The sequence below is a fragment of the Franconibacter helveticus LMG 23732 genome, from assembly GCF_000463115.2.
GTDB lineage: Bacteria > Pseudomonadota > Gammaproteobacteria > Enterobacterales > Enterobacteriaceae > Franconibacter > Franconibacter helveticus.
The window spans coordinates 434-23,617 of sequence record NZ_AWFX01000054.1; the positions used below are offsets into that span (position 1 = coordinate 434).

At 56.6% G+C, this 23,184-nt stretch carries 23 protein-coding genes and 1 pseudogene; 11 read left to right on the top strand and 13 right to left on the bottom strand.

All coding sequences use genetic code 11. The annotated features are described in order from the left end of the window. Positions 1-646: 646 nt before the first annotated feature. From hycI to hycA, 9 genes are all read right to left on the bottom strand, one after another. Positions 647-1,111 (bottom strand): hydrogenase maturation peptidase HycI, encoded by a 465-nt coding sequence (hycI, locus tag DW56_RS18030; protein WP_024562329.1) that lies wholly within the window; start codon positions 1,109-1,111, stop codon positions 647-649. Next, positions 1,104-1,511 carry a formate hydrogenlyase maturation HycH family protein gene (locus tag DW56_RS18035; RefSeq protein WP_024555318.1) on the bottom strand — a complete coding sequence of 136 codons (408 nt, stop codon included), beginning with the start codon at positions 1,509-1,511 and terminating at the stop codon, positions 1,104-1,106. Before DW56_RS18035 ends, hycI begins: the two co-directional genes overlap by 8 nt. Further along, on the bottom strand, positions 1,511-2,275 hold the full coding sequence (locus tag DW56_RS18040; protein WP_024555317.1) for an NADH-quinone oxidoreductase subunit B family protein: 765 nt from the start codon (positions 2,273-2,275) through the stop codon (positions 1,511-1,513). Before DW56_RS18040 ends, DW56_RS18035 begins: the two co-directional genes overlap by 1 nt. Continuing rightward, complete coding sequence (locus DW56_RS18045) at positions 2,272-2,814, bottom strand: formate hydrogenlyase complex iron-sulfur subunit (protein ID WP_024555316.1); 543 nt, start codon at positions 2,812-2,814, stop codon at positions 2,272-2,274. Before DW56_RS18045 ends, DW56_RS18040 begins: the two co-directional genes overlap by 4 nt. Positions 2,815-2,904: 90 nt before the next feature. Then, entirely contained in the window at positions 2,905-4,614 is a 1,710-nt protein-coding gene (locus DW56_RS18050; protein WP_024555315.1) for a hydrogenase large subunit, read from the bottom strand. Between the two features lie 16 nt (positions 4,615-4,630). Further along, complete coding sequence (locus tag DW56_RS18055; protein ID WP_024555314.1) at positions 4,631-5,557, bottom strand: respiratory chain complex I subunit 1 family protein; 927 nt, start codon at positions 5,555-5,557, stop codon at positions 4,631-4,633. A 1-nt stretch (position 5,558) separates the two neighbouring features. Beyond that, the gene (hycC, locus tag DW56_RS18060; RefSeq protein ID WP_024562328.1) at positions 5,559-7,373 is read right to left on the bottom strand and encodes a formate hydrogenlyase subunit 3; all 1,815 of its coding nucleotides are present in this window, start codon (positions 7,371-7,373) and stop codon (positions 5,559-5,561) included. Further along, positions 7,370-7,978: a 4Fe-4S dicluster domain-containing protein gene (locus tag DW56_RS18065; protein ID WP_024555120.1), complete on the bottom strand. Its 609-nt coding sequence runs from the start codon at positions 7,976-7,978 to the stop codon at positions 7,370-7,372. Before DW56_RS18065 ends, hycC begins: the two co-directional genes overlap by 4 nt. A 69-nt stretch (positions 7,979-8,047) precedes the next feature. Beyond that, positions 8,048-8,515, bottom strand: coding sequence for a formate hydrogenlyase regulator HycA (hycA, locus tag DW56_RS18070; RefSeq protein WP_024555121.1), 468 nt, complete (start codon positions 8,513-8,515; stop codon positions 8,048-8,050). A gap of 209 nt (positions 8,516-8,724) precedes the next feature. Here hycA and hypA point away from each other — a divergent pair, with 209 nt between their 5' ends. The 8 genes from hypA to DW56_RS18110 all read left to right on the top strand — a co-directional run bounded on the left by hypA (position 8,725) and on the right by DW56_RS18110 (position 16,095). Continuing rightward, positions 8,725-9,075 carry a hydrogenase maturation nickel metallochaperone HypA gene (gene hypA, locus DW56_RS18075; RefSeq protein WP_024555122.1) on the top strand — a complete coding sequence of 117 codons (351 nt, stop codon included), beginning with the start codon at positions 8,725-8,727 and terminating at the stop codon, positions 9,073-9,075. A gap of 2 nt (positions 9,076-9,077) precedes the next feature. Beyond that, entirely contained in the window at positions 9,078-9,944 is an 867-nt protein-coding gene (gene hypB / locus DW56_RS18080) for a hydrogenase nickel incorporation protein HypB (RefSeq protein ID WP_024555123.1), read from the top strand. Further along, positions 9,935-10,213, top strand: a complete 279-nt coding sequence (locus DW56_RS18085; protein ID WP_024555124.1) for a HypC/HybG/HupF family hydrogenase formation chaperone — start codon at positions 9,935-9,937, stop codon at positions 10,211-10,213. Before hypB ends, DW56_RS18085 begins: the two co-directional genes overlap by 10 nt. Next, a complete protein-coding gene (gene hypD, locus DW56_RS18090; RefSeq protein ID WP_029590135.1) occupies positions 10,213-11,334 on the top strand; it encodes a hydrogenase formation protein HypD in 1,122 nt (373 codons plus the stop codon). Before DW56_RS18085 ends, hypD begins: the two co-directional genes overlap by 1 nt. Further along, positions 11,331-12,341, top strand: a complete 1,011-nt coding sequence (gene hypE / locus DW56_RS18095; RefSeq protein ID WP_024552719.1) for a hydrogenase expression/formation protein HypE — start codon at positions 11,331-11,333, stop codon at positions 12,339-12,341. Before hypD ends, hypE begins: the two co-directional genes overlap by 4 nt. 92 nt (positions 12,342-12,433) lie before the next feature. Then, the gene (gene flhA / locus DW56_RS18100) at positions 12,434-14,515 is read left to right on the top strand and encodes a formate hydrogenlyase transcriptional activator FlhA (protein WP_024552718.1); all 2,082 of its coding nucleotides are present in this window, start codon (positions 12,434-12,436) and stop codon (positions 14,513-14,515) included. Between the two features lie 260 nt (positions 14,516-14,775). Beyond that, positions 14,776-15,243: a GNAT family N-acetyltransferase gene (locus DW56_RS18105; protein ID WP_024552717.1), complete on the top strand. Its 468-nt coding sequence runs from the start codon at positions 14,776-14,778 to the stop codon at positions 15,241-15,243. A 270-nt stretch (positions 15,244-15,513) separates the two neighbouring features. Continuing rightward, complete coding sequence (locus DW56_RS18110; protein WP_024552716.1) at positions 15,514-16,095, top strand: hypothetical protein; 582 nt, start codon at positions 15,514-15,516, stop codon at positions 16,093-16,095. A 396-nt stretch (positions 16,096-16,491) separates the two neighbouring features. On the opposite strand, the gene DW56_RS18115 is transcribed toward DW56_RS18110, so the two are convergent. Next, the gene (locus DW56_RS18115) at positions 16,492-17,184 is read right to left on the bottom strand and encodes a tetratricopeptide repeat protein (protein WP_024552715.1); all 693 of its coding nucleotides are present in this window, start codon (positions 17,182-17,184) and stop codon (positions 16,492-16,494) included. 137 nt (positions 17,185-17,321) lie between these two features. Further along, complete coding sequence (locus DW56_RS18120) at positions 17,322-18,212, bottom strand: HARLDQ motif MBL-fold protein (protein WP_024552714.1); 891 nt, start codon at positions 18,210-18,212, stop codon at positions 17,322-17,324. 72 nt (positions 18,213-18,284) lie between these two features. Here DW56_RS18120 and DW56_RS18125 point away from each other — a divergent pair. Together DW56_RS18125 and DW56_RS18135 are read left to right on the top strand one after the other, a co-directional pair. Next, positions 18,285-19,191, top strand: a pseudogene (locus DW56_RS18125) (LysR family transcriptional regulator). Between the two features lie 978 nt (positions 19,192-20,169). Next, a complete protein-coding gene (locus DW56_RS18135; protein ID WP_024552712.1) occupies positions 20,170-20,754 on the top strand; it encodes a hypothetical protein in 585 nt (194 codons plus the stop codon). 352 nt (positions 20,755-21,106) lie between these two features. Here DW56_RS18135 and DW56_RS22510 read toward each other — a convergent pair whose 3' ends face one another. Together DW56_RS22510 and DW56_RS18140 are read right to left on the bottom strand one after the other, a co-directional pair. Continuing rightward, positions 21,107-21,364: a DUF6685 family protein gene (locus DW56_RS22510; RefSeq protein ID WP_139152809.1), complete on the bottom strand. Its 258-nt coding sequence runs from the start codon at positions 21,362-21,364 to the stop codon at positions 21,107-21,109. A gap of 279 nt (positions 21,365-21,643) precedes the next feature. Then, positions 21,644-21,937, bottom strand: coding sequence for a DUF1330 domain-containing protein (locus DW56_RS18140; protein ID WP_024552711.1), 294 nt, complete (start codon positions 21,935-21,937; stop codon positions 21,644-21,646). Between the two features lie 295 nt (positions 21,938-22,232). Here DW56_RS18140 and DW56_RS18145 point away from each other — a divergent pair, with 295 nt between their 5' ends. Continuing rightward, complete coding sequence (locus DW56_RS18145) at positions 22,233-23,138, top strand: LysR family transcriptional regulator (RefSeq protein ID WP_024552710.1); 906 nt, start codon at positions 22,233-22,235, stop codon at positions 23,136-23,138. Positions 23,139-23,184: the final 46 nt, after the last annotated feature.

Genomic DNA, 23,184 nt, shown 5'->3' on the forward strand with positions numbered 1-23,184 from the left:
CTTCTCCCTGGGCGGAAGCTGCTTTCAGACCCGTTAAGACACCCACATTGCAGCGAGGTTTTGTTCCTGTCTTAAAACTGCCTGAGACAAGTGGCGCTGCGCTTAGCTGTCCAGCTCAATACACCTTTCTCCCTGGGCGGAAGCCGCTCTCGGCCTCAGTAAAAATTTTACATCGCAGCGAAATTTGGGTCCGGCCTCAAAATCGCCTCAGCTTTTTCACGGTGGCCGGGGCGCACCGGCTGGACCCGGTGCGAGGGCATGTCGGCACAGGGACGTGCCGTCATGCCCGACCCGAAGCCAGCGGGGAAAAGATGAGGTTTCCCGCTTCAGCGGGCGATTTTGCGTGCCGGGAGCCGGGGTTGCCAGGGGGCTGGCGGCGAAGCCCCCTGGCACGTTCGCGTGAGAAAAGCGGACATATAAAGACAACGCCTTAGCGAACGGAACCTTTCACCAATCTCACATAAACCCAAACAGCCGCCGCTCCGGCGAACGGAACCTTCCACCACCCTCACATAAACCCAAACAGCAGCCACGCTCCGGCGAACGGAACCCTTCACCACCCTCACATAAACCCAAACAGCAGCCACTCCGGCGAACGGAACAATTCACCACCCAAACAACCGCCGCCCCGGCGAACCCCCCCCCTTTACTCCTCATCAAGGCGCGCAACCCCCCCATTTCCCCGCCAGCCTGCAAGCCGTTGATAAACCGTCTCAACGCTGCGCTTCACCGCCTCCGTCATCGGATAATAAAAACCCACAATATCGGGCTGAATGCCAAGAAACAGCACCTCGCCCACCGCGTCTTTAAGCTGATCCACCAGGTAATTGAGCGGCATGTTGTGGGTCGTCATCATGAACATCTGCGCAATGTCGTCCGGATCGATAAGACGAATGTCGCCGGGGTTTAGCCCCATGTCAGTGGCGTCGACAATCAGCAGCCGCGCCGGGCGCAGCGCCCGGATAGCGCCAATGTCATTCTCCGGCGCGCTGCCGCCATCGACCAGCACCCAGTCGCCCTGCGGCGCGGCGCGAAATTTCTCCGCCAGCAGCGGCCCCGCGCCGTCGTCGCCCATCATGCTGTTGCCCACGCACAATAAAACGTCAGTCACGATCCCTCCTTACCATCACATAAACCGCCGGCTCCTGCTGAATAGCCTGCAACAGGCTAAGCAGCTCGCGGCTCCAGCCCTGCTGCAACGCGCTCTGGCGAGGCAGCGCCTCGTCAAACGCTTTCGCCAGCAGCGTCACGTGGCTCTGGTCGATAACAATCTCCCCGTAGCGCGGCACGCCCTCCATTTTGCTGCGCGCAGCGCCTGCCGCCAGCGTGCCTGTCCACTTCTGATACTCGTCGAAGGGACAAACCAGCGCCGCTTTCAGGCAGTCGATGACGCCCAGATGATGACCAATCGCCAGGCTGTAATAGATAACCTGCTGCGCCTGCGGCGGCGTGCCGTCGTTTTCGTCGATAAACTTGCGGCTGAGCTTGCTGAACACCACCGTTTCCGTCATCAGACACGCTCCCGATCCACCACATCGTTAAGGTGCGAGACGATCTCCGTCAGGCGCGGATCGTTTTCCTGCTCCAGCCAGCGCGCCACGCTGTGATGCCCGTTAACGAGGTGGCGCATGAAGTCGTCGGCTATCTGGCGGCCATAGCGGTAGCCCGCGAGCCGCCGCGCGGCGCGATCCACCCTCACCCGCAGCGGCTGCACCATGTCAGAATGCAGGATCTGCGCAGGCTGGTTATCCTCCTCGCCCGGCAGACGCGCATGGATTTTTTGCTCCAGCAACCCCAGCGCCATCGCGAAGCCATACAGCGTGGCGGCAGGGGTTGGCGGACAGCCCGGAATATAGACATCCACCGGCACAATTTTGTCGGTGCCGCCCCATACGCAGTAGAGATCGTGAAAGATGCCGCCGCTGTTGCCGCAGGCGCCGTAAGAGATGCAGATCTTCGGATCGGGCGCTGACTCCCAGGCGCGCAGCGCCGGGGATCGCATGGCGCGCGTCACCGCGCCGGTAAAGAGCAGAATGTCAGCATGGCGCGGCGAAGGCACCACCTTAATGCCAAAGCGTTCAGCGTCGAAAAGCGGCGAAAGCGTGGCGAAAATTTCAATTTCGCAGCCGTTGCAGCCGCCGCAGTCAACCCGATAAACATAAGCGGAACGCCGGATATTTTTCAGAAGCGACGTTTTCATGCGCGCGACAGATTCCTCTACCGTCAACGGCAGCGGAATGCCGTTTTCATCGCGCGGCCCGAGCAGATTCATCACACGGCCTCCTTCATTTCACGGGTGAGATCGATACGCGCCGACGGAGCAAGTCCCTGCTGGCGTTTGCAGGCCGGACAGGTTTCAAAACTTTCACGGTGGCGCTCGGCGCGCTCGTCGCCGTTGTGCTTAAGCAGCGCAATCGCATAATCAATCTCTTTTTGCACCGCGAACGGCTGGCGGCAAACGCGGCAATGGCACACGTCAAAGCGCGCCTGCTGAAGAAAATCTTCCTTGCGCCAGACGGCCAGCTCATAGTCCGGCGTCAGGCGAATGGCGGCGGTTGGGCACACCTCTTCGCAGCGGCCGCAGAAAATGCAGCGCCCGAGGTTAAACTGCCAGGCAAGCTGTCCGGCCGCGAGATCCGTTTCCACCGTCAGCGCGTTAGAGGGACAGGCGTTCACGCACGCCGCGCAGCCAATACACTGCTGCGGGTTATGCTGCGGCTTGCCGCGAAAATTTTTGTCGACCGGCAGAGGCTCAAGCGGATAAGCGCGTGTGGCGACGCCGGTTTTTAACGCTTTTTTGATAAAGGTAAACATGTTGACTCCTGTGAGCGCCATGGCGTTGTCTCCCTGCCCCTCTGCGAAGAGAGGGCGATTGCGGGGAGCGCCCCCCACCACGGCGTTCGCTTATTTCAGCGGCGAGTTCTTGCGCTCAATGCTGTAGCGCTCCAGTTCTTTGTACGGCACCACCTGGCTTTTCTTCTTGCGCACATCCACTACCGTCATGCGGTCGGTGCAGGAGTAGCACGGGTCGAGGCTGCCGATGATAAGCGGCGCGTCGGAAACGGCGTTGCCGCGCAGCATGTAGCGCAGCGTCGGCCAGTTGGCGTAGGTCGCCGCCCGGCAGCGCCAGCGGTAGAGCTTCTGGTTGTCGCCGGTCATGCTCCAGTGGATATCGTCGCCGCGCGGCGCTTCGGAAAAGCCGAGCGCGAAGCGGTTGGGAATGTAAGTAAACCCCTCCACCATCAGCGGGCCGCCCGGCAGGTTATCAAGGCCGAAATCAATCATATTGAGCGCGGTAAACACTTCGTTAATCCGCACCTTAAGGCGCGAGATAACATCGCAGCCCTGCTCGCTGTGAACCTCAACCGGCAACAGCCCGTAGCCGACAAACGGGTGATCGGCGCGGGTATCGCGGACGTGTCCGCTGGCGCGCACCATCGGGCCAACATTGCTGAAATCCCGGGCGATCTGCGGGTCGAGCCGCCCCACGCCCACGGTGCGCTGCTCAATGTTCGGCGTGCTGAGTAAGATATCCACCAGATCCCGCACCTCACGGCGCATCTGCTGCGCCAGCTGGCGCGTCTGGAGCATGTCCTCTTTCAGCAGGTCGCGGCGAATGCCGCCTATGAGGTTCAGGCCATAGGTTTTGCGCGCACCGGTCAGGATCTCCGCCATTTTCATCGAGGTTTCCCGCACGCGGAAAAACTGCATAAACCCGGAATCGAAGCCGACGAAATGACACGCCAGCCCGAGGTTCAGCAGGTGGCTGTGCAGCCGCTCCACCTCCAGCAGAATGGCGCGGATCATCTGCGCACGCTCCGGCACCACGATGCCCATCGCGTTCTCCACCGAAGTGGTATACGCCGTGCTGTGGGCAAAGCCGCAAATGCCGCAGACGCGATCGGAAAGAAAGGTCACTTCGTTATAACCCATGCGCGTTTCGGCAAGTTTTTCCATGCCGCGGTGCACATAGAACAGCCGGTAATCGGCGTCGATAATGTTTTCGCCGTCAACAAACAAACGGAAATGGCCTGGCTCATCAGAGGTGACATGCAGCGGGCCGATGGGCACCACATTGTTTTTCTTGTCGCCCAGTTCGTTGATGAACTCATAGGTTTCGCTGTCGCTGACGGGCGCCGGGCGCTGGCGGTAATCCATGCTGTCTTTACGCAGCGGATACAGATCGTCCGGCCAGTCATCCGGCAGCACCAGGCGGCGCTCATCCGGCAGCCCGACCGGCACCAGGCCATACATGTCGCGCACCTCGCGCTCGCCCCAGACGGCGGCAGGCACGCGCGGCGTAACAGAGGGGAACTCCGGCCGGTCGGCGTCCACCTCCACCCGCACCGTTATCCAGCATTTCGTACCCTGCTCCATTGAAAGCACGTAATAAACGGCGAAGCTGCCGCAGAGCTTGCGCTCATCGTTGCCGAACAACACCGACAGCCAGCCGCCCTGCTGGTAATAGAGGTATTCCACCACTTCAGGCAGATAATTTAGCTTCACCGTGACGGTGAGCTGGTCGCGGGTTTGCCAGGCTTCATCCAGCACCACGCCGGGAAACGCCTCGTGCAGGGCGCGCAGGTAGTGCTGGCCCACTTTTTCTTCAGACATCATTCAGTTCTCTTGATCACGCCGCCAGCAAGGAGACGAAAGCTAAAAAGGCCAGACCGAATCCGGTCCAGGTGACGCGGGAGGCGGCGGCGAAACGCAGGCGCGCCATGCTGTTTTCAAACAGCGCGATGATGAGCGCCCCGAGCAGCAGCTTCACCACCGCCAGCGCCACCGCAGGCAAAAAACCCGCCGCGTTAAGCTGCGTCATCTGCCCCCAGGGCAGAAACACGCCGACAAACATCTGCAACACCACCAGTTGCTTAAAGCTCACGCCCCATTTCAGCAGCGCGAACCCCGCCCCGCTGTACTCTGAAAGCGGCCCCTCCTGAAGCTCCTGCTCCGCCTCGGCGAGATCGAACGGCAGCTTGCCCATCTCAATAAAGGTGGCGAAGGCGCAGGCAAGCCACGCCAGCCCAAGGGTCAGGCCGTGCTCCGCCGGCCAGCGCCAGACCGCGTTCGCAATCTGGCTGATGTGGGTAGAGCCTGCGACCTGGGCCGCCGTCCACAGGCCGAGCAGCAGGATGGGCTCTACCAGCACGCCGAGCATCGCTTCGCGGCTTGCGCCGATGCCGGTGAACGGGCTGCCGGTATCGAGCCCGGCGATGGCGAAAAAGAAGCGGGCAATGGCGAAGAGATAGATAAGCGTGATGAGATCGCCGAGCGCAGGCAGCGGCGACGCCAGGGTAATTACCGGCAAGGCGGTGGCGAGGGTAAACATGACCGCCACCATCACCAGCGGCATCAGGCGGAACACCCAACCCGAAGCCGCTGGCGCCACGCTCTGGCGGCCCAGCAACTTGATGAGATCGCGGTACTCCTGCATCACGCCCGGGCCGCGACGGTTATGCAGCCGGGCGCGGCATACGCGGCTCACGCCGGAAAGCAGCGGCGCAGCGGCAAAAAGCACCAGCGCCTGCGCCAGCGGAAAAACGATATTTTGCATCTCAGACTCCCCGTGAAATGACGACAACCAGCAGCACCGCCAGTTCGATAACCGCCAGGCGGCGGAAAAGCCCCGGCAGGCAGGCGCTTTGCCAGCCCGGTACGCCCGGCGTCAGATAGCGACGCAGCGCGATAAGCGGCGCAAAAGCGGCCTTCACCGGTTGGGCGAAGCCGTGGGCGGTAATCACCATCGCAGGCTCGTGATCGTAACCGCAGACCCAGGCGCTGCCGCGCGTGCGGGCGGGCAGCCTGTCGCCTTTCAGCAGGGTCAGCAGCAGGAACGGCAACAGCAGCGAACCGATGAGCAGCAGCGTCATGAGCGGCTGCGAAACGCCGGTCCGGGCGGTGACCAGCGGCAGCGGCACGGCGTGTTGCAGCAGCGGCAGCAGCCACGGCGCGCCAATACCGCCGATAACACAGCAGAGCGCGCACAATGCAGTGCTAAGGTTCATCAGCCCAGGCGCAGGCTGGGCGTTCTCCGCCTGCGGGGTTCTCGGCGCGCCAAGAAACGTCACGCCGTAAACCTTCGCCATGCACATCACCGCCAGCGCGCCGGTAACGGCAAGCCCCACCGCCAGCAGCGGCCCGCACAGCCGCGCGGCGAACGGCGAAAGTTGCCCCAGCCGGAAGAAAGATTGGTAGATAACCCATTCGCCGGCGAAACCGTTCAGCGGCGGCAGCGCCGCCATCGACATCAGCCCCACCAGCATGGCAAGAGAGATAACCGGCATCCGCTTGCCGATGCCGCCGAGCTTTTCAATATCGCGATGGCCGGTGCGATGCCAGACCGTGCCCGCGCCTAAAAAGAGCGTGGTTTTAAACAGGCTGTGGTTGAAGAGATGGTAAAGACCACCAGTCATGCCAAGCGCGATCAGCACCGGTTCGCGAAGCGCCATGCCGGTCAGCCCGGCCCCCAGCCCCAGCAGGATAATGCCAACGTTTTCCAGCGTGTGGTAAGCCAGCAGACGATGGATATGGTGTTCCATCAGTGCGTAAAGCCCGCCGATAAAAGCGGTAAGCATGCCAAGCAGCATCACCAGCACGCCCCACCACAGCGGCAGCGCGCTGTCGATAAGCGAGAACATCAGCAAACCATACAGCCCTACTTTGAGCGCCACGGCGGAAAAGAGCGCGGCGGCCGGGCTGCCTGCCTGGGCATGCGCCTGCACCACGCCGCCATGCAGCGGCACGATGCCCGCCAGCAGGCCGAACCCCGCCAGCCCCAGCAGGCGAACGCCGACGCCGGGCGACTGCGTGGCAGTCAGTTCATGCAGCAGCGTGAAATCCAGCGTGCCGTACTGGCGCCAGAGCAGCGCGCAGGCGCACGCCAGCAACAGCGTGCCGCCGCGCCCCAGCGCGAACCAAAGCTTGCCGGAGCCGGTCAGGAAAAGCGCGGCGAGGCTCATTATCTCCGCCATTACCACCAGCGCGGCGATATTGCGCGCCGTGACCGCCAGCACCGCGGCAGCCAGCAGCAGGTTAAACAGCCAGCCTTCGGTGCGCGGCGCGCCGGTACGATCGCCGGCAAGCGTAAAGAGGCTGACGAACAGCCCGGGCAAGCCGAAAGCGAGCAGCCAGACGCTGTTCAGCGGCCCCACCTGCACAGAAAAATGCCCCAGCCCGAGCGCGACGACGGTCGCCGGACACAGGCCGCTTAGCGCCAGCGCCCCTGCGATCAGTGTGCCAAGACTGCCGAGCACGCCGCCTGCGGCTGCGATAAATCCGCTCAGCGGCCTGTGCGCGCGCAGCAGCAACGAGAGCAGCGCGCCGCCCAGAAATGCCGCCAGCGCGCCATTCAGTAAAATCACTATGCTCATGAATTTCCTCTGCTTAATTCCGGCAGCAGCGACGGATCGCCCAGGTCGGCATGAAGGGTCAGCTCGCGTTTGCGGCGGCTGGCGCGCGCAATATCGTGGTTATCGACCAGATGCAATGCGTTGGTCGGGCAGGTGCGGATGCAGGCCGGGCCCTCTTCGTCGAAGGCGCACAAGTCGCATTTCACCGCTACTGCGCGAATGCCGGGAGTCCAGTCGAGAAAAGCCCCCACGTGGGCCGCAGCAGGCGGCGCGGGCGGCGCTTTTGGGGTGTTGACGTTGGCGGGAATATGCAGCGGACGGCTGCCGGAAAACTCAATCGCCCCGAACGGGCAGGCGATGCCGCACAGTTTGCAGCTTACGCACAGGCTCTCATTGAGCTGGACCGCCCCCGCCTCGCGCACAATGGCGTTTGCCGGGCAGACCTGGGCGCAGGGCGCATCTTCGCAGTGATGACAAAGCTGCGGCGCGGAGTCTTTTTCGTTGCGCATCACTTGCAGACGCGGCCGGGACTGCAAACCACGCAGGCGATGGGTCTCTGAACAGGCGGCCTCGCAGGTGCGGCAGCCGATACAGAGCGAAGAGTCAGCAATTACAAAACGATTCACCAGCAGTTCCTCAGGTGAGACATTTTTGACGAAATGTGTCGACATCGACAGTCGCCGACACGTGAACGGTCAGACAGCGGCGGGCTTATCGCCTTTCGCAAGCAGCGCGCTGATGCGAAGCGGCGCGTCGCTCTGCACCGCCTCATACAGTCCCTCATAAACGCCATTGATTTTATTGAGGTAATGCTCAAGCACCCGTTCGCGGTCGCGGATATCTACCGCGCCGTCAAGCTGTCCGTTCTGGTCAAGCTGCGCGCTGGCGATAAGGGCGCGCTCACCTCCGTCGCGGCTTTCCACAAAGTAATGGATGGTGTGGCAGTGAAAGCCTTCGCCCTGCTCCACGCGAATGACAAAGTGGTCGAAAAGAAAGAAGCAAAGCCCGGTTTGCGGCTCGCAGCCCATGGCGTGATGCAACTTGTGTTTCGACAGGGTAATGGCCTGAACAAGCGTGTTGCAGTAGGTGTGCCACTGCGATTGCAGGCTGCGGTGACGGTCCGCGATAAATTCGGCCTTCTGGCTGAGTTCGGAAAGGATCATGGCGTAGTACTCGTTTACGGATAGTCACCCCGTTTAGCACAAAACATGCCATTTTTTATCATATTGAAAATAATGAATTTTTAAGAAATCACGCGGTCAGGCGCGCTGTCGTGACATGTCATTTCGACAGCCTCGACACCTCTTCGCCAGCCGCTGTTACAGGGCTGGCACCTTAATTGCATTGGCTCCCGCACGACTCTGGAGGTCTTATGCATGAAATCACCCTTTGCCAGCGGGCGGTGGAAATTATCGAACAACAGGCGCAGCGGCTCGGCGCGCGCCGGGTGACCGGCGTCTGGCTGGAAATCGGCGCGTTTTCCTGCGTGGAGCGCAGCGCGCTGGAATTTTGCTTCGCGCTGGTCTGCCGCGATACCTGCGCCGAAGGCTGCGAGCTGCATCTGGCGCAGCAGGCAGCGGAGTGCTGGTGTCATGACTGCGCGCAACACGTTCACCTGCTGAGCCAGCGCGTGCGGCGTTGCCCGCAGTGTAGCGGCGAAAATCTGCGCATCGTCGCCGACGACGGCGTGCAGATCAAACGCCTGGAAATTGAACAGGAGTAGCTATGTGTACCACCTGCGGTTGCGAACAGGGCAACCTCTATATTGAAGGGGATGAACGCAACCCCCATTCGGCGTTTCGTGCCGCCCCCTTCGCGCCGCCAGCCCGCCTGGCGGCAGCCATCACCACGGTGAATCTCTTTACCCCTTCTGTCGCGGCGAAAGGCGATCTGCATTACGGTCACGGCGAAGCGGGCACCCATGCGCCGGGTTTAAGCCAGCGCAAAATGGTAGAGCTTGAGATAAACGTGCTGGAGAAAAACAACCAGCTTGCCCGGCGCAACCGTCAGCGCTTTAACGAGCGCCAGCAGCTGGCGCTGAACCTTGTCTCAAGCCCCGGCTCCGGCAAAACCACCCTGCTGACGGAAACGCTCAAACGCCTGCGCGACAAAACCCGTTGCGCGGTCATTGAAGGCGACCAGCAAACGGTGAACGACGCCGAACGCATCCGCGCCACCGGCACGCCTGCCATACAGGTCAACACCGGCAAGGGGTGCCATCTGGATGCGCAGATGGTAGCCGACGCCATGGCGCGCTTACCGCTCGCCGAAGGGGGCGTTCTGTTTATCGAAAATGTCGGCAACCTGGTCTGCCCGGCCGGTTTTGATCTGGGCGAACGGCACAAGGTGGCGGTGCTCTCGGTAACGGAAGGCGAGGATAAGCCGCTTAAATATCCCCATATGTTCGCCGCCGCCTCCTTGCTGCTGCTTAACAAAATCGATCTGCTGCCGTACCTCGATTTCGACATGGAAAAATGTCTGGCTTACGCCCGGGAAGTGAACCCGGAGATTGAAATCCTGCCGGTTTCCGCCACCAAAGGCGACGGCATGGACGCCTGGCTCGCCTGGCTGGAGGCGCAACGATGTGCATAGGCATTCCCGGGCGGATTTGCGAACTGGGGGAGGGAAACCTTGCCCGCGTAGAGGTCAGCGGCGTTACGCGCGAAGTAGACCTGACGCTGGTCGGCGCTTATGACCAACATGGGGCGCCGCGTCTCGGCCAGTGGGTGCTGGTGCATGTGGGTTTCGCCATGAGCCTGATCGATGAAAAAGAGGCGCTTGATACGCTGGAGGCGCTGCAAAACATGTTCGACGTCGAGCCGGACGTTGGCCCGCTGCTTTACGGCGAGGAGGCCCGCTGATGCGCTTTGTGGATGAATACCGCGAGCCGCAGCGGGTAATGCAGCTTATCGACAGGCTCAGCGAGCGGGCAACAAGGCTGGCCTACAGCGCCGCAAGGCCGCTGCGCATTATGGAAGTGTGCGGCGGCCACACCCACGCCATTTTTAAATTCGGGCTGGATCAGCTGCTGCCGGACAATATCGAGTTTATTCACGGCCCGGGCTGCCCGGTTTGCGTGTTGCCGATGGGACGTATCGACAGCTGCATTGAGATAGCAGAGCGACCGGGCGTTATCTTCTGCACCTTCGGCGACGCCATGCGCGTGCCGGGGAAAAACGGTTCGCTGTTGCAGGCCAAAGCGCGGGGCGCGGATGTGCGCATTGTTTATTCGCCCATGGACGCGCTGGCGCTCGCCGAAAAAAATCCGCAGCGCGAAGTGGTGTTTTTCGGGCTGGGTTTTGAAACCACCATGCCTGCCACTGCCCTGACGCTTCGGCAGGCGAAAGCGCGCGATGTTCGCAATTTTTATCTTTTCTGCCAGCACATCACGCTTATTCCGACGCTCGCCAGCCTGCTCTCGCAGCCGGACAACGGCATCGATGCTTTTCTTGCGCCAGGCCATGTCAGCATGGTTATCGGCACCGCCCGCTACGATTTTATCGCCGGGGAACACCAGCGGCCGCTGGTGGTGGCGGGCTTTGAACCGCTGGACTTGTTGCAGGGCGTGCTGATGCTGGCGGAGCAGAAAATCCGCGGGCAAAGCTGTGTTGAAAACCAGTATCGCCGCGTGGTGCCGGACGCGGGCAACCCGGCGGCGCAACAGGCGATTGCCGAAGTTTTTTGCGTGGAAGGCGACAGCGAATGGCGCGGCCTGGGGGTGATTACCGGCTCGGGGGTGAAGCTTCGCGAAGCCTGGCGCCGTTTCGACGCCGAAGCCCGGTTCGCGCCCAGGCAACAGCGGGTTAATGACGATCCGCAGGCCCGCTGCGGCGACGTCCTGACCGGCCGCTGCAAACCGGCGCAGTGCCCGCTGTTCGGCGCGCGCTGCAACCCGCAAAGCGCCTTTGGCGCGCTGATGGTCTCTTCCGAAGGCGCGTGCGCGGCATGGTATCAGTACCGTTCTCAGGAGTGTGAAGCATGAGCACCATTACCCTCGCCCACGGCAGCGGCGGCCAGGCGATGCAGCAGCTAATCAACCACCTTTTTATGCAGGCGTTCGCCAACCCCTGGCTTGCCGAGCAGGAAGACCAGGCGCGCCTGCCGCTCGCCTGCCTCACAGCCCAGGGCGACCGCCTCGCCTTCTCCACCGACAGCTACGTTATTGACCCGCTCTTTTTCCCCGGCGGCGATATCGGCAAGCTCGCCGTGTGCGGCACGGCCAATGATGTGGCGGTGAGCGGCGCCATCCCGCGCTGGCTCTCCTGCGGCTTTATCCTTGAAGAAGGGCTTGCGCTGGCCACGCTTGAGCGAGTGGTCGGCAGCATGGCCGCCGCCGCCCGCGAAGCGGGGATAGACATTGTCACCGGCGATACCAAAGTGGTGCCGCGCGGCGCGGCGGACAAACTGTTTATTAATACCGCGGGTGTCGGAGCGATACCATCCGAGATCCGCTGGAGCGCAAGCTCGCTGGCGCCAGGGGACGTGCTGCTGGTATCCGGCACGCTGGGCGACCACGGCGCGACCATTCTTAACCTGCGAGAACAGTTAGGGCTGGAAGGCGAGCTTGCCAGCGACTGCGCCCTGCTCTCGCCGCTGGTACAGGCGCTGCGCTCTGTTAAGGGCGTGAAAGCGCTGCGCGACGCCACGCGCGGCGGCGTTAATGCGGTAGCGCATGAGTTTGCCGCCAGCAGCGGCTGCGGCATTGCGCTTCAGGAGCAGGCGCTGCCGCTTAAACCTGCGGTGCGCGGGGTGTGCGAGCTTTTGGGGCTTGAGGCGCTGAACTTCGCTAATGAAGGAAAACTGGTGATTGGCGTGGCGCGTGAAGCGGCGCAACAGGCGTTGGACGCGCTGAAGGCTCACCCGCTGGGCGCCGATGCGGCTATTATCGGCGAAATGACGGCAGGCGCAGGCGTGCGGCTTTGCGGGCTTTATGGCGTGAAACGCACGCTGGAACTGCCGCACAGCGAACCTTTACCGCGGATCTGCTAAAGCCTGTTCCTGCGCAAAAAACCTTTAATTAAGCTTTAGTTATTATAGTGTTTTCTTGTTTCGCCTTTTGCGAAACCTTTCGGATGAGCCTAATGTCATATACCCCCATGAGCGATCTCGGCCAGCAAGGGCTGTTCGACATCACTCGCAACTTGTTGCAGCAGCCCGATCTCTGCGCGCTGGCGGAGGCGTTGAAAACCCTGGTGAAAAACGCAGGCATGGCGGATAGGGTTAACATTTTGCTTTACCACCCGAGGCATCAGCGGGTCTGTTTTTACAGCGTCGATAGCTCAGGCAAAGCGGTGCAGTACGAAGATGAAACCGTGCTATCCCACGGTCCGGTGCGCCGGGTGCTTTCCCGTCCCGAAGTGCTGCACTGCCGGTATGACGAATTTGCCGACACCTGGCCGCAGCTTGCGGCCCTGCCCCTTTACCCCTCTTTCGGCCACTATTGCCTGGCGCCGCTCGCCGCCGAAGGGCAAATCTTTGGCGGCTGCGAATTTATTCGCCATGCCGACGCGCCATGGAGCGAAAAAGAGTACTCCCGGCTGCAAACCCTGACGCAGATAGTGAGCGTGGCGGCGGAACAGATCCAGACGCGGGTGGGCGATAACCAGAACTACCAGTTGCTGTGCCGGGAGCGGGACGACTTTCGCATTCTGGTGGCCATTACTAACGCCGTGCTTTCCAAACTGCATCTTGATGAGCTGGTAACGGAGATCTCGCGCGAAATCCATTACTACTTCAATATCGACTCGGTCAGCGTGGTTTTGCCCTCGCCGCGTAAGGGTAAACTCACCATCTGGTCAACGCACTATGTTGACGAAACGGCGCCGCTGCACGACCAGAGCGAAGTGACGGCGAAAGGCACGCTTTCGGAACGGGTGCTGAAAAGCCGCGAAATGCTGCTGGTTAACCTGCACCAGCGCGACGATCTGGCGCCTTATGAGCGCATGCTGTTCGAGATGTGGGGCAACCAGATCCAGACGCTCTGCCTGCTGCCGCTGATATTCGGCGATAAACTGCTTGGCGTGCTGAAGCTTGCCCAGTGCGAAGAACACATTTTTACCGCCGCCAACCTGAAACTGCTGCGCCAGATTGCCGAACGCATCGCCATTGCGGTGGACAACGCCCTCGCCTACCAGGAGATCCACCGGCTGAAAGAGCGTCTGGTGGATGAGAACCTGGCGCTGACGGAGCAGATCAACAACGTGCCGGCGAATTTCGGCGAAATCATTGGCCGCTCGGATGCGATGACCACGGTGATGAAGCAGGTGGAAATGGTGGCGAAAAGCGACAGCACGGTGCTGATCCTTGGCGAAACCGGCACCGGCAAAGAGCTTATCGCCCGCGCTATTCATAACCTCAGCGAGCGCAACGGGCGGCGGATGGTGAAGCTTAACTGCGCGGCGATGCCCGCAGGCCTTCTGGAAAGCGACCTGTTCGGCCACGAGCGCGGCGCGTTTACCGGCGCCAGCGCCCAGCGCATCGGACGGTTTGAACTGGCGGATAAAAGCAGCCTGTTTCTGGATGAGGTGGGCGACATGCCGCTGGAGTTGCAGCCAAAGCTGCTGCGCGTATTGCAGGAGCAGGAGTTCGAGCGGCTTGGCAGCAATAAAGTCATTCAGACCGACGTGCGCCTCATCGCCGCCACTAACCGCGACCTGCGCCAGATGGTGGCCGACCGGGAGTTTCGCAGCGACCTTTACTACCGTCTGAACGTCTTTCCCATTAACCTGCCGCCGCTGCGCGAGCGCCCGGAAGATATTCCGCTGCTGGTGAAGGCGTTTACCTTTAAAATCGCCCGCCGCCTTGGACGCAGCATCGACAGTATTCCTGCCGAAACGCTGCACGCGCTGAGCAAGATGGAATGGCAAGGCAACGTGCGGGAACTGGAGAACGTGATTGAGCGCGCCGTACTGCTGACGCGCGGCAACGTGTTGCAGCTTTCTTTACCGGAAGTGACCTTTGCCGCGCCGAAAAAAGCCGCCCCCGCCCCGGCGGCTGATGAAGAACGCGAAGGAGAAGATGAATATCAGCGGATCGTGCGGGTGCTGAAAGAGACCAACGGCGTCATAGCCGGGCCGAAAGGCGCAGCCCAGCGCCTTGGGGTGAAGCGCACCACGTTGCTTTCCCGCATGAAGCGGCTGGGCATTGAGAAGGATGCGCTGTAGCGATGTGGCTTCGCGAAAGGCACTGCTCCGGCATCGCCGCTTTTCTCGCTCACCCAAATTCATCCGAACGTGTAAAGGGGGGGCTGCGCTCCCTTTGCAGATGCTACATGAGACAAAGGTCTGCTTTGAGCGAGGAGCAGGCGTTGTGCCTTAGCGTTAACGGTTCAATCTTCATATCAGACAGCGCGATTCAGTTGGGATAATTTCTTGTAGATAATGATAAGGTTAAGTCTCCCTGGATCATTTTGGCAGGTATAAAAATGAGCGTTTCAGCGATACATGAATGGCGTATGAATGATTTCCTGATTAGTACAGACAATGAAAAGCTGAACATAGAGGCTGTGCATCAGTATTTGACGAGATCCACATGGGCAAAAGGTATCGATCTGGAAACCGTCGCTGCTTCAGCAGCGAACAGCCTTAACTTTGGCATTTATCGCAATGAATCCCAGATAGGCTTTGCACGTCTGATAACGGATTATGCTACTTTCGCGTACCTTTGTGATGTGTATGTGCTTGAGGAGTACCAGGGCGACGGGTTGGGAAGATGGCTTATGGAGTGTATTCATAGCCACCCAATGTTTGAAAAGCTTCGCAGGATCTTGTTATTCACAACAACTGCGCCCTGGCTTTATGAAAAGTTTGGTTATGAACCGGTGAATCAGAAAAACTACGCGTGGGCCATTACCCGGCCTGATATCTATACCTCCAGACAAAAGCAAACATAACAAACGTTCACGATGCCTGGTCATCGGCCCTTTCAACGTGTAAGGGCCGCATTTGGCACAAAGCAGGCTGACCAACAGCCGGAAGGCCCGCTATGCGCGAAATGCGGGCTTTATTTTCCCGCTGTAAATACCCCGATGACGGACACAAGCTCTTATCTCCCCGTCCGTTATCACGCATGGCCCCCTGCGCCCATCAAATGTTGTACGGGTTTTGTTTGCTTCGAGGCCTCTGCTACTCTGGCTGGGCCTGAAGGTTAACAAGGAGGTAACATGCTGAACCCTGGATTCGTTACCCGTAAAGCGCTTGCTCAGTGGCAGGATATCCCCCTTCTTTTGCCGCAGTTCCAGTTTTATGAAAAACACCAGACCATCATTAAGACGAATTCGCCTGAAAGGATCCTGGCGTTAGTCACAGACTTCGACATTCAGCAGGATGCCGTCATCCGCCTGTTGATGTCTGTGCGACAACTTCCGCAGCGTTTTGGGCCAAAGAAACAGCCCCGGGCGGTTAACAGCTTTGGCCTGCACAGTTTTACCCTTCTGGAAAACTCAGCAACGGAACTCTGCTACGGCTTACGCGGACAATTCTGGCGTGCAGATTTCGGCCTTGAAAACGTGCCGGATACCGACGCTTACCAGGCGCCAGTCGCGCCGGGTAGCGCAAAGCTTTTACTGCGCTATCGGGTGACGGAACGACAAGAAGGTCAACACGCGCTGCGTACGGAAACGTTCATTTACTGCCCGGATCACGCCACTCAGCTAAAAATGACCGCCTACTGGCTGGCAATACGGGCAGGCAGTGGGTGGATCCGAAGAAGGACGCTCAGGTCTGTTCAGTCCACTCTTGGTTAGCAGGCGCAAAGCGGTCATGCTTCATAAGACAAAGGTCTGCTATGAGCGAGGAACGGACGTTCGGCATAAGGATTTTCTGGTGAACAGTAATGCCAATTAAGAGAGTAAGCAGGTAGCTGCTCGTCTTGACGGCCATACTATCAAATGATTATTACTGAGGTTTGGCCCGGCAATTAAGTGCAGTCCGCATTCTTCGGCTTTGTTATTGTGATGTATTAAAATTCATATTTCAAACTACTGCTTCAGGTAATAAACAGCGCTTCAGGATGGTCTTCGAAACCTGACGCCGGTTCAGTAGTATCTGAACTGGCGAGAGTTTCGGGAGGCGTCTACAAGGAAACGGGCAACAAACCTGATTCAGGTGTTATCAGTTACGTTAAGCTTAACGAAGCAGGCTTATTTTATTAGCTCGATATTATCGCAACCCGAGTCAAATCCCTGTATGCAGCTTTGTTTAAACCAGTAGGCGGCTTTAGCTTGATCCGGTTTTACAAATCTTTCATCCCCTTTCAAAAAAGCCATTCCGGCCCAGTACTCTGCATAACCAGTACGGGATATAGACGAACTGCGTTGCAGCCAGTAATGCGCCATTTGAGTATTTTCAGGCAAGCATACCCCTGCTGCATTCATGATCCCGAGCACCATTTGAGCGTCTACCGCAGCATCATCATCCGGATACGCTGACACCTGAGTCAGCAGAGCAGTGGCCCGGGAACAGTCTGTCAGCCCGGCCCGGCTGTTTATTAAAAGCCGGGATAAAATTACTTCTCCGGCTCTGCTGCCTGAGCTGGCAGCTTTGTCAGCAAAGTATTTAGCTTTTACGAAATCTTTCTTACCCTCAAGATGAATTTCAGCGAGAAGTGCATAGGCATCGGGCAGGCCTTGTGAAGCAGCTTTCTCGGCCCAGTAAGTCGCATGAGCTAAATCCCCTGCACTTACGTAAGTATCAGCCAAGAAGTACTGAGCGTGTTTGTCGCCCTGTTTAGCCAGGCTTTCATACTGGCTTCCTGGATCATCTGCATGCACCAGCCAGCTGCATGACAGGAGCAGGACAAACATCATTTTTAATGAATGGCTGGCATGAAACATTTTCAGGAATCCCGAAGTGTGGCCACTTACTGGCATGTGGCACTGTCAGAATAAATACCGTATGTCACATGAGAACGCAGCCGTTCTGACCTGCCTGCGAACTCATGGACACAAAACAAATTCAGATGATAAAAGCGCTACTTACTGAAACCGGCCTGTTTTTTCAAAAGCTCTTCAAAAGTCTGCTTTGATTGTGAAACATACTTTTGTAAACCATCCCGGTCTGTAAACGCGTTTTTATCTCCGGCGTACAGCCTGGTGCGCTTCTCTGCCAGGTTAAAACGTTCACCTTTGTTGGCTATAAAGATGTCCACATGCTGCGCTGACAAAGTAGCGAAACTTGTTCGAATATCATTCACCAGTGCAGGATAATTTTTATTATCAACAAGATAGTAGCCCGGGGTGGCAAGACTATCAGCATAAATCATTGTCCTGCCACGCGGAAGGCTGAACAACCATGAGGTGGAACCCGGAAGATGGCCCGGGGTTAACAGCGCTTTGATTGTTACTTCACCCAGATTAATTGTCTCGCCATTATGAACGATAATGTCGGTAGTAACAGGCGGGAAAGGAAGCGCATCACCCAATGCAAAATCATCTTTCCCACCGCGCCCCATCTGATCTGCATTCGCCTGGCTGGCTGCAAGTAACGCGCCGCTCCATAATTTTAATTTTGATATTCCTCCAGCCTGATCGAGTCTGGCATGGCTGTTAAGGATTATGCGGATATCATGAATATTAAAACCCAGGGATTCTATATTCTGTCTGATATTTTGCGCGCTGGCATCCAGGGCACCATCAACCAGAATATGACCTTCGGACGTTGTTATCAGAATGGATGAAAGGTTTTCCGTTCCGACATACCAGACATTATCAGCGATGCGAAAAGGTTTTACTGGCTTTGCCCACTCAGCAAATAAAGAAAAGGGCGGTGCTTCTGAAAGAGGCTGGTTAGGATTAAGGGTAGCAAATCCACTCAGTGGTAACATAAATAAAGACCAGGTTAAAAGTAATGCGGAACGATACATAAATGATCCTGACATAAAAAGCCGGAGTATAATGAGCCGCTATTTACTTTGGTGCAATTACATCGAATAAGAATGAATATCCTGCAACTTGACTTAAATCTCCTTAAAATTCTTTATGTTATGCTTTCGACAGGCTCTACCAGTCTCACCGCAAAGAAGCTCGGTCTGAGTGCCTCGGCGGTCAGCCACGCCCTGACGCGTTTGCGGGACTCGCTGAATGATCCCTTATTTCGTCGCGTTGGTAACCAGCAAGTTCCCACCCTGTTTGCTGAAAAGCTTAAAGAGAAGCTGGCTGGTTCCTTTGTTTGCCTCTCTCAACGAGGAGTTGTTTGGCGGGGCCAGCCCTGATGCCCGTCTTTTTCGGGTGGTGCTTCCTCCGGCACTTAACGTGCTCCTTACACCTGAATTAGCAAGGAAGGGACATGAGGCTGAAGCTGTCATTGAATGCCTTACCTTTGAACGACGTGAATGGCGTGATGAACTGATAGAAGAAAAAATTGATCTCCTCATTGCAGTCGGTGACTATCAGAAACAGTCCAGTGTCCTGCATTACGAACGTGTGGGAAGTACTCGTCTGGTCGTGGCTTACGGGCCGCTGCTGCGTGATAAAATGGGCGGGCGTACCGCTCTGGATTTCCATGAGCTGGAAGATTTTGAGCATTTTTATTGTCATCCCTGGCCGCAGTCGGCCAATGAACTGGACCGGCAGCTTTTCCGGTCCGGGTTATCACGTCAGCTGTCTTTTATATGTGGTGACTACAGCCAGTTAGTACCGGCGTTGCGTAATGCCCCCCTTTTGGCAGTCGTTCCGGCGCCCTGGGTTGAAAATCTTACTGACCGGAAAGAGATTAATGTTCTGCCGCTTCGGGGTTTCCAGGCGGAAGGGAGCGTATTTTTACAGTACCGGACATCTTCGCCAGACTGGAAAAAACGTATTATCAGTGGGCTACGTAAAGTACTGGCGACGCATTATTCCTGAAATAACTATAGTCGTTTCGGTTCATGGCTGTCAGAACATGGCCGGTACGCCTGAAGCAATGACTGAACAGCTTAATGCTGACAACGATTGATGATAATTCTCTTATCCGGACTATCGTAATCCACGCAACGGTTTCCGGGGATGTCTGCAAAAGTTGCTCAGGAACACGTGATTATGGCGAGCCGGTATCACACGTCCCGGTAGCTTACAGCATATTAAAAATTATGCGTCCTCCCGCTCAACAACACAGGCTGGCTTATGCTGCCGGGGCGGCAGACAGTGGCCTGGAATCGGCTACCTGAAAATAAGGTAAATCACAGCCGCTTAGTATCAGGATAATTAAGAGCAGACAGATATTTGCGGACAGGAAACATACAGAAAAAAACTAATATCAAAAAGTGCCAGTACCCGACATCAGAACGGTACTGGCATAAATCTGACAAATGCAAATACGGGGCAACTATATTAATTTGAGTTTGGGTTGCGCCAGTACCGTTCTGGTCAGCATACCGCTACGTTCATGAAATCAAGATATATTATATTTAGCAAGAAAAGTCTTAAAAAGAAGCCGATACGAACTCGTATCGGCAACCTCATGAAAGGCATAAACAATAGGGGGATTTCCTGCCCACAGATTAACCAGAACTGTCGAAACGGTATGTAAGTAATGTTCTGATAAAAAAAGATTTTTAAGCGCATAATCTGCACAGGCCTTAGTTTTTCTCTAAAACGCCTTTTTTTCAGTTTTTTCTGATCCGCAAGGTATAGCTCCTGAGATGAATAGCGCTTACCTTACACAAACTTTTATGAAAACTCTCTGATTGCCCGTGACAGGTTGCTTTAATCTTTATCGCAGCGTGTCAGAGAATATATATTGATGTCACCGTTACATGCCTGACCCGGACGGTACAAGGTTAATACAGACAAAAAACGCAAATGACCAACGCCGGTGAGTCAGGTCATTGAGGATGAATAACGATGTATGCAGAAAAGATTACCGCTCCAGGCTCAGGACAACTTCTCGGTGTGCAGGTAGGCTCAAAAAATCCGTCAGCATTGATAAGCATCGAACAGAAACGAATGTATCTGTTCGAAATGTTGAAAACCATCAGCAGGCAGGCCGCGTTTTTTCAGGATGAGGGCCTTTTCTGCTCCATTGTGGTTGCAGATGATGGCATGGCAGCCTTACTGACATTCGATCACCTTTGTCGAAGCATGCTCAAAACACTGCCCTTCGTGACCCTCCAGTTACCACAGGGATTGCATACCAAAATTGAAGATTTGTCGCGGGGAGTCAATTCCGTCTGGCTTGCAGATGTAGGGAACGGTCACCCTTTCGTTCAGAGCTGTGATGTCGTTGTACTGGATGAGGAATTTGCCCGGGTACAGATTGATAAAGAAACATTTAATATCCTGATTAATAACATCAGACGGTACAGCGATCGAATAATAGTCCGAACCGGCGATATGAATAAACGGGTAATTCTTCAGAATGCCGGTGTCTGGGGGTGTGCCGGGTTGTACGCGCCCACTCCGCTAACTCAGGTAAACACACTGCTTTAAGCATGCGCTGGCCGTCCCCTGGGCGGCCTTTTTTCTTTGCCGCTCTTACCAGTTCTGAAATAGGTGTCCCGACTATCCGGCGATGACCGGTGGGAAATGGGCTTCTTATTCGCAGACGGGGTTTGTTAGTGGCATTTTGCATAAGCTTGGGGCAGGCATGAGTAAGGATTCAAAAATACACTTAGCTTTTAATATTATTTAATCGTCTCGGACCGCAGGATCCCGGGAATAATCAAGCTTCCGGTCTGAGCATGACCATTTAGTCGCAGTTCAGCCAGTACAAACGCCGCGACGTCCATGGATAATCAGCAAAGCGCATATCATCGAGTCTGATACCCGGATGTTGCATGTTTTAAGCAAGACTTTGCTCAGTTATCGCTGAGATATAGCGTTTTGCATGACGAAGCGGGAAAGCATCTATATCCCGGATACCGTAATCTATAGAACTGGAAGAGGAAATCCCATTTACGTCGGTAATGTCGCAGGTAAAATTCTCTATCCCCTCTTCTTTAATCAGGCTTTGTACCTTAGATAAAAAGAGGCTATGGCCTTCGAGACGGCTGCCGTAACCAGGTGTGCGATAGTCAAGGTCGTACCGAGTTGATTCCATCCAGTCTTCCCATTGGACTACAGAATCCAACCAGAACGTGTCTGGAGGAGAGCACAGAGGGTAAGGCTTGAGCACTCCCGCAGATATAATATATACCAGTTTCTCTGGGTAACCGGTGGCGTGCCGGAAGTCTTCCCATAATACATTGGCAGCCCTTTTCCATAATGATGTAGGCTTTAAAACGTTAAATAATCTGCCTGACCTGCCCTCATTGACTAGTACATTCCGATATTAGCAACGTCCGCTTTTGGCACAAAACAGACATGCGCGTCTTTAATATTAAACACTGGCCCCTTCAACCAACACAAAAGTGCCGGTCGCAGCGCCGGCCCGTATTGACCTGGCGGCCTGATATCCGGGGCTTTCATAAAAACGCTTGGCCTCGGCAAAGGAAGCGAACTCAAAAACGACATGCCGTTCATGAGATTCGCCCTCAAGGTTTTCATACTGACCGGACCAGGCAACGATCTTCGGATTGAAATCTTTCATTGCCTCTCCGGCAGCGCGGGCATATTCAGCGTATGCGACAGGGTCTGATACCGTCACATGAGCGATCAAATAACCTTTATTCATTTCTCTTCATCCTTCGTAAATGGCGATCTATTTCAGCGTAAGCACGCAGACAGCCGCGAATAAACTGAAATGCGTTCACTACCCTGGGTTTACCCCTCTGCTTTAAAAGCGAAAGGTTCCGGGTAACGCTCTGCATCCTGGCGCTTGATCGTCTGCTCCGGATAACGCAGAGAAAAACATGTTGATTGCCTTCAGAAAACGTTACGCGGTTACGCGGTGTGAATGCAGTCTATTAAAAAGTAATATCGCCATAAACAGCCCAAAAAATAACGTACTGTTACCCTGAGGGTGAACAATGAAAAATCTCGATGCGCTGATCATTTTTGCGCGTGTTGCAGAAATGAAGAGCTTTACGCAGGCCGCTGAAAGTCTTGGCATCAAGAAAGGGCGCGCCTCGCTGGTGGTCCGTGAGCTCGAACGCGATGTAGGCGCTACGCTTCTGCACCGGACAACACGGACCGTACAACTGACAGAAGATGGGCGCGCGTTTTACTCACGCGCGCGTGACTTGTTGGCGGAAGCAGAAGAGCTGAAGTCTATGTTCGCGGATTTCGGCAGGCCGCTGCGGGGACGATTACGCGTTGATATACCGGCGGTGCTGGCACAGAGCGTGGTGATCCCAGCCCTGCCACAATTGCTGAATGCACACCCTGAACTGGAGCTTGAGCTTTCAAGTACCGATCGCCTTGTCGATTTGGTTCTGGAAGGATTTGACTGCGTCGTTCGCCTTGGGCCCATCGCCGATGAAACGCTTATTGCCAGGCCTCTGGGGCATCTGCGCATGATCAACGCAGCAAGCCCGGACTATCTGGATCGCTTTGGTGTACCGCAGACGCTTGATGATCTTCTCCATCAGGGGCACAGAATGGTTTACTACATGCGAAATTTTGGGTCGAAACCTGACGGGTGGGAGTATCCGACCGCCGATGGTTATAAATCTTTAATGTTGCCAGGCACGATGAGAGTGAATAGCGTACCGGCTTATCATGAGGCAGGGCTGGCGGGTTTAGGCTTAATTCAGGGAGGTTACTCCTCCCTCTTGCCGCATATCAAACGCGGCGCCCTGATTGAGGTGCTTCCTGATTTACGCCCCGAGCCGCTCACTGCCTCTTTTGTTATCGCGCACCGGCGCAATTTGTCGCAGCGGGTAAAGGCTTTTATGAGCTGGACTGAAGATATTCTGAGACCTTATTTTGACTAATGGCAGCCTTCAAGTGCCCGGCTCTCTTCAGCGCCTTGTACAGCGC

What these genes read in the sequence shown, in the direction of transcription:
- DW56_RS18035 (WP_024555318.1), bottom strand. Translation starts at nt 1,511, where the DNA reads ATGACGGAAACGGTGGTGTTCAGCAAGCTCAGCCGCAAGTTTATCGAC.
- DW56_RS18045 (WP_024555316.1), bottom strand. Translation starts at nt 2,814, where the DNA reads ATGTTTACCTTTATCAAAAAAGCGTTAAAAACCGGCGTCGCCACACGC.
- DW56_RS18050 (WP_024555315.1), bottom strand. Translation starts at nt 4,614, where the DNA reads ATGTCTGAAGAAAAAGTGGGCCAGCACTACCTGCGCGCCCTGCACGAG.
- DW56_RS18055 (WP_024555314.1), bottom strand. Translation starts at nt 5,557, where the DNA reads ATGCAAAATATCGTTTTTCCGCTGGCGCAGGCGCTGGTGCTTTTTGCC.
- hycC (WP_024562328.1), bottom strand. Translation starts at nt 7,373, where the DNA reads ATGAGCATAGTGATTTTACTGAATGGCGCGCTGGCGGCATTTCTGGGC.
- hycA (WP_024555121.1), bottom strand. Translation starts at nt 8,515, where the DNA reads ATGATCCTTTCCGAACTCAGCCAGAAGGCCGAATTTATCGCGGACCGT.
- hypA (WP_024555122.1), top strand. Translation starts at nt 8,725, where the DNA reads ATGCATGAAATCACCCTTTGCCAGCGGGCGGTGGAAATTATCGAACAA.
- hypB (WP_024555123.1), top strand. Translation starts at nt 9,078, where the DNA reads ATGTGTACCACCTGCGGTTGCGAACAGGGCAACCTCTATATTGAAGGG.
- DW56_RS18085 (WP_024555124.1), top strand. Translation starts at nt 9,935, where the DNA reads ATGTGCATAGGCATTCCCGGGCGGATTTGCGAACTGGGGGAGGGAAAC.
- hypD (WP_029590135.1), top strand. Translation starts at nt 10,213, where the DNA reads ATGCGCTTTGTGGATGAATACCGCGAGCCGCAGCGGGTAATGCAGCTT.
- hypE (WP_024552719.1), top strand. Translation starts at nt 11,331, where the DNA reads ATGAGCACCATTACCCTCGCCCACGGCAGCGGCGGCCAGGCGATGCAG.
- flhA (WP_024552718.1), top strand. Translation starts at nt 12,434, where the DNA reads ATGTCATATACCCCCATGAGCGATCTCGGCCAGCAAGGGCTGTTCGAC.
- DW56_RS18105 (WP_024552717.1), top strand. Translation starts at nt 14,776, where the DNA reads ATGAGCGTTTCAGCGATACATGAATGGCGTATGAATGATTTCCTGATT.
- DW56_RS18110 (WP_024552716.1), top strand. Translation starts at nt 15,514, where the DNA reads ATGCTGAACCCTGGATTCGTTACCCGTAAAGCGCTTGCTCAGTGGCAG.
- DW56_RS18115 (WP_024552715.1), bottom strand. Translation starts at nt 17,184, where the DNA reads ATGTTTCATGCCAGCCATTCATTAAAAATGATGTTTGTCCTGCTCCTG.
- DW56_RS18120 (WP_024552714.1), bottom strand. Translation starts at nt 18,212, where the DNA reads ATGTATCGTTCCGCATTACTTTTAACCTGGTCTTTATTTATGTTACCA.
- DW56_RS18135 (WP_024552712.1), top strand. Translation starts at nt 20,170, where the DNA reads ATGTATGCAGAAAAGATTACCGCTCCAGGCTCAGGACAACTTCTCGGT.
- DW56_RS22510 (WP_139152809.1), bottom strand. Translation starts at nt 21,364, where the DNA reads ATGGAATCAACTCGGTACGACCTTGACTATCGCACACCTGGTTACGGC.
- DW56_RS18140 (WP_024552711.1), bottom strand. Translation starts at nt 21,937, where the DNA reads ATGAATAAAGGTTATTTGATCGCTCATGTGACGGTATCAGACCCTGTC.
- DW56_RS18145 (WP_024552710.1), top strand. Translation starts at nt 22,233, where the DNA reads ATGAAAAATCTCGATGCGCTGATCATTTTTGCGCGTGTTGCAGAAATG.